The sequence below is a fragment of the Dysgonomonas sp. UBA7630 genome (assembly GCF_002483985.1).
Classification (GTDB): Bacteria; Bacteroidota; Bacteroidia; order Bacteroidales; family Dysgonomonadaceae; genus Dysgonomonas.
The window spans coordinates 1-5,192 of record NZ_DLIY01000027.1 but is presented as its reverse complement, the minus strand read 5'-3'; the positions used below and the strand labels follow the sequence as shown (position 1 = coordinate 5,192).

The following is a 5,192-nucleotide window of genomic DNA, read 5'->3' as shown; positions in this document are numbered from 1 at the left end:
CATACAGATTGTAAAAAATATCATATATTTGAGATATAATAACGATAAAACGCTCATATTATGCAAAAAATTGACAAACTTGATAAAAAGATTCTAGAGATTATATCCCAGAATGCAAGAATTCCATTTAAGGATGTAGCTCTCGAATGTGGTGTTTCACGTGCCGCAATCCATCAGCGTGTACAACGCATGATCGAGATGGATGTAATCGTAGGTTCCGGATATTTTGTTAATCCTAAAGTTCTTGGTTACAACACTTGTACATATATAGGAGTAAAACTCGAAAGAGGCTCAATGTATAAAACAGTAATTCCTGAATTGGATAAGATTCCTGAAATTGTAGAATCTCATTTTACAACGGGCCCATACACCATTCTGATCAAGTTGTATGCAAAGGATAACGAGCACTTGATGGACTTGCTGAACAACAAAATCCAAGACATTCCGGGAGTTGTAGCTACAGAAACTATGATTTCTTTGAGTCAGGGAGTAAAACGCCAGATTCCGATATCTAAATCCGAATAATCGAAACTTATTATATACTATTATAGATGAGAAGGATAATTGAAGCGAAATCAATTATCCTTCTCATTTATCTTATTATAACTTAAATAAGTAAGGTAAAACAAATGAAAGAAGTATTTTTTTAATATTTTTGTACCGTCGTTTGATAAGGATAGCCATACNNATGAAGAAAGAGAATATCATATTGAGGTTATTAAAGAATATTTATGTAAAGAACATACTGATGATGATTGGGGCCTTTGTGGGACTGGTTATAATCGTATTGTTTCTTCTCAATTTTTATACCAAGCATAATGAGTCCATCACTGTTCCTACCGTAAAAGGACTGCAAGTACAAGAAGCAGCGGGGATACTGGAATCGTCGGATTTGAGATACGAGATCAGTGATTCCATCTTCCAAGCGGAAGGTGCTCCCGGATCTATTATCGAACAGATACCGAAAGAGCAATCGAAAGTTAAAAAAGGGCGTACCGTATTTTTAGTTATAAAAGCTAAAAGTGTGCAGCTGGTATCTGTGCCCGAACTGAAAGACTATTCGAGAAGGCAAGCCGAAGCTCAGTTAGCTTCGTTAGGCTTTAACAAAGTAACCATACAGGAAGTACCTGCCGCTTATAAAGGGTTAGTTATATCTATTTCGTATAGAGGAAAACAGCTAACACCGAATCAGAAAATACCAAAAGGATCTCCGCTGGTAATGACCGTAGGAGCCGGAGGTGATATAAGTGAGGGAGACAGTATATCTGAACAATCTGACTCACAAGACATCGAAAAATCTTTTTTTGAATAATGATCGACGATTCATTTGATGAAATAGATGACCTTTCGGAAGACGAACTTGTAGAAGATCAGAATTCCGAGTTATTTGAACACTATCGCTTTGTAGCTGATAAAGGTCAGGGTATGATACGCGTTGATAAATATCTGGCTATGCATATAGTTGGAGTTTCGCGCAACCGCATACAACAAGCAGCCGAAGCAGACTGCATATTAGTAAATAATACTCCGGTAAAATCCAACTACAGAATCAAGCCGCTCGACGTCATATCGGTGGTTATGAATCGCCCTCCACGGGAGTTGGAAATTATACCTGAGGACATCCCATTAGATGTAGTATATGAAGATGAAGACCTAATGGTGATAAACAAACCGCCGGGTCTTGTTGTGCATCCGGGATTTGGTAATTATCAGGGCACAATGGTAAATGCTATCGCATACCGATTGAAAGATACGCCGGAATATGATTCGAAAGATCCTCGATTGGGTATTGTGCATCGGATCGACAAAGACACATCGGGACTTATACTTGTGGCTAAAAATGCTTATGCAAAAACGCATCTGTCAGCCCAATTTTTCAATAAGACAACAAAAAGACAATATATAGCCTTAGTATGGGGTAATATCACTGATAACGAAGGACGCATAGAGGCCAATATTGGTCGCAGCCTGAAAAATCGTATGTTGATGACTGTATTCCCCGAAGCAGACTACGGCAAACATGCCGTTACGCACTATAAAGTATTGGAACGACTGGGCTACGTCACACTCATTCAGTGTCAGCTCGAAACAGGACGTACCCACCAGATACGCGTACACATGAAGCACATAGGGTATACCTTATTTAACGACGAACGGTATGGCGGAAATGAAATATTGAAGGGAACTAACTTTGCTAAATATAAACAGTTTGTACAAAATTGCTTTAATATCTGCCCAAGACAGGCGCTTCATGCTCAGACATTAGGGTTTGTACATCCGCGAACAGGTCAAGAATTGATGTTCGAAGCTCCACTACCCGACGACATGGCTCAGCTAGTAGAAAAATGGCGTGGATATATAGCATATAGAGACATTTAATAAATATATAATCATTCGTATAAAATGAAACGTAATATAGCCATTGTATGGGGAGGCTATTCCTCCGAAGTTATCGTCTCAGCAAAAAGCATGGCTGGTGTTTATTCTTTTTTGGACAAGGGAAAATACAATCTGTATAAAGTAAAGATCGTTAAAGAAGGGTGGACTGTTGAGATCGATGAAGAAACTCTTCCTGTTGACAAAAACGACTTTACCTTTCATACACCGGGAAAAGAAAAGATTAAAATAGACTTTGCGTTTATCATCATACACGGAACGCCAGGAGAAGACGGTCACTTGCAAGCATACTTCGATATGCTTGACATCCCCTACTCCACATGCGGCATGATGGCATCGTCGCTAACTATGAATAAGTTTGTGTGCAACAATTTTCTTCGAAACTTTGGGATAAGAGTTGCCGATTCATTATATTTGAATAAGGATTCTAAGTACGATATAAATAANNAATATCACCGAAAAATTGGGCTTACCCATGTTTGTAAAGCCGAATACTGGTGGTTCAAGTTTTGCAACAACTAAAGTAAAGTCCGCAGATCAACTACAAAAAGCGATTGACGTGGCATTCGGCGAAACACCGGATGTGATTATCGAAAGCTTTATCAAGGGAACAGAAGTTACATGCGGCTGTTACAAAACAAAAAATAAAGAGGTTGTTTTTCCTTTGACAGAAGTAGTTACATCAAATGATTTTTTCGACTATGATGCTAAATACGAAGGACAGGTTGAAGAAATAACTCCGGCAAGGATATCACAGGAAATAACAGAAGAGATACAACGATTAACTCGTAAAATATATGATTTGGTAGGAGCGAAAGGCATTATCAGAGTTGACTTTATCATTTCAGATAATAAGCCGTACTTATTAGAAGTAAATACCGTTCCGGGCATGACTCAGACCAGCTTTATCCCTCAACAGATAGCTGCTGCGGGCTTAAATATTACTGAAGTCTTAACAGAGATTATAGAAAACGAATTTAATGTAAATTGATACCATGAGTAGCAAATTTGACGATATAGCGCCTCTCTACGACCACGAGGTGAAGCAAGCCATTCAAGATATACTGGTTGACCCCGGTTTTCAACACGCAGTAAAATATATTATGCCCGAGATAGATTGGGCTGAGTTTTCTGCCGAAATGTCTAAATACGCAACAAAAAAAGAATTTCAAAGCCGTATGATATACCCTGTGATAAAAGCATTGGGTATGAGAGTATCATCGAGCATGAAACTCGACAACTGGGNNCACAGAGATATTGTGCTCGATGCCGGATTGCTAAACATTCTGCGGCACGAGAAAGGCTTTGAGACGACAGAAATAGCAATAGGAGACAATCTGCTTATACATCCTTGGATAGACAAGCTTGTGCGCCTCAACAAGAGCTTTATTGTAAGACGTGGACTATCTATAAAAGAAAGACTGATAGCGTCAAAACACATGTCTGAATATATACACTATGCCATTTCTGAGAAAAAAGAATCGGTATGGATTGCTCAACGTGAAGGACGAGCTAAAAACTCGGACGACCGCACTCAAGACAGTTTATTAAAAATGCTAGCTCTATATCCCGAAGACAAATCTTTTATCGAAAGTCTTAAGGAGCTGAATCTTATTCCGCTATCCATATCATACGAATACGACCCTTGCGATTATCTGAAAGCAAAAGAGTTTCAACAGAAGAGAGACAATCCTGATTTCAAAAAAACTCAGCGTGACGACCTTCTAAATATGGAAATCGGCATTTTAGGCAAGAAGGGCAATGTAGTATTTCGCTTTGGCAACTGCATAAATGATGAGTTGGATAAAATCACAGAACCCGACAAACGATTGCAACCCGAAATTGCAGCCCAGATCATAGATAAGGAAATACACCGCAATTATGAAATATTTCCGTGCAACTATATAGCCTATGATCTCTTCTATAAAGAAACAAGGTTTGAGGACAAATACACATCCGATCAACTGGAAGAGTTTAAAATCTATCTGGATAAGCAAATACNNGCAAATAAAGAAAATAGACCTCGACTATATCGACTACGACTTTGTATGGGATAAAATGCTGGAAATGTATTCGAATACATTAAAGAACTATCTGACTACAATAGAGTCTTGATTGCAGGATAATTCCGATCAAGGGTTTAAGTTAAAAATATATTCATATATTTGTATAAATCAAAAAAGATAGAATGATGAAAAAGTTTTTGATTTATATCGTATGTAGTCTAATTTCTGCCACATGTTTTGCTCAAGTAATAAAACAAGGTCAGAAATTTACGTCTATCCCTGTATTTGAAGGGAAAGTGACGTTTATAAAGGAAATTCCGGCAAAACCGAACTTATCCATAGAAGATAATTATAAGATACTAAAAGATTGGGCCGGAACAAAGTACGGGAAAGACCCTTTTATATCCAGTATACGATATGGTTATCAGAACCACGAATTTATAGCAAAGTCGAGGATAGAGTTATTACTACCAGCCGACTCGAAAGGAGTGCGTGAAAAAATGATTATGCGTTACCGTGTAAACGGATTCTTATTTCAGGATAAATGTGTACTGGAAATTACAGATATATCTTATCTGTATGAAAATTCAGGAAAAGGCAATCTCCTTACACGCATCATCAGAGCAGAAGACTTTATTACGAACGATGCAATAAAAGCAAGTGATGGCTTCCAAGAGCTGAAAGTGAATACAAGCAAAAGCACATTGTATTTTCTGAATGAACTTAACGAGGATTTTGAAAATATATACAAATCTCAATAAAGATTTGCAACAAAACTAAAAAGAGGTT

The 5,192-nt window shown here is 37.8% G+C and carries 4 protein-coding genes and 2 pseudogenes; all 6 read left to right on the top strand.

Going from position 1 to position 5,192, the window contains the following annotated elements:
* Positions 1 to 60 precede the first annotated feature (60 nt).
* Entirely contained in the window at positions 61 to 525 is a 465-nt protein-coding gene (locus B3P17_RS11850; RefSeq protein ID WP_006842228.1) for an Lrp/AsnC family transcriptional regulator, read from the top strand.
* Positions 526 to 688: 163 nt separating this feature from the next.
* Positions 689 to 1,312: a PASTA domain-containing protein gene (locus tag B3P17_RS11845; protein ID WP_252639250.1), complete on the top strand. Its 624-nt coding sequence runs from the start codon at positions 689 to 691 to the stop codon at positions 1,310 to 1,312.
* Positions 1,312 to 2,379, top strand: a complete 1,068-nt coding sequence (locus tag B3P17_RS11840; RefSeq protein ID WP_252639252.1) for an RluA family pseudouridine synthase — start codon at positions 1,312 to 1,314, stop codon at positions 2,377 to 2,379. The genes B3P17_RS11845 and B3P17_RS11840 overlap by 1 nt, the downstream gene beginning before the upstream one ends.
* 24 nt (positions 2,380 to 2,403) lie before the next feature.
* Positions 2,404 to 3,388, top strand: a pseudogene (locus B3P17_RS11835) (D-alanine--D-alanine ligase).
* Between the two features lie 4 nt (positions 3,389 to 3,392).
* Positions 3,393 to 4,512: pseudogene (locus B3P17_RS15900) on the top strand (hypothetical protein).
* Between the two features lie 73 nt (positions 4,513 to 4,585).
* Entirely contained in the window at positions 4,586 to 5,164 is a 579-nt protein-coding gene (locus B3P17_RS11830) for a hypothetical protein (RefSeq protein WP_252639260.1), read from the top strand.
* Positions 5,165 to 5,192: the final 28 nt, after the last annotated feature.

Bases quoted from the DNA above. Each gene is read 5' to 3' on its own strand.
- B3P17_RS11850 (WP_006842228.1), top strand. From the start codon at position 61: ATGCAAAAAATTGACAAACTTGATAAAAAGATTCTAGAGATTATATCC.
- B3P17_RS11840 (WP_252639252.1), top strand. From the start codon at position 1,312: ATGATCGACGATTCATTTGATGAAATAGATGACCTTTCGGAAGACGAA.
- B3P17_RS11830 (WP_252639260.1), top strand. From the start codon at position 4,586: ATGATGAAAAAGTTTTTGATTTATATCGTATGTAGTCTAATTTCTGCC.
- B3P17_RS11845 (WP_252639250.1), top strand. From the start codon at position 689: ATGAAGAAAGAGAATATCATATTGAGGTTATTAAAGAATATTTATGTA.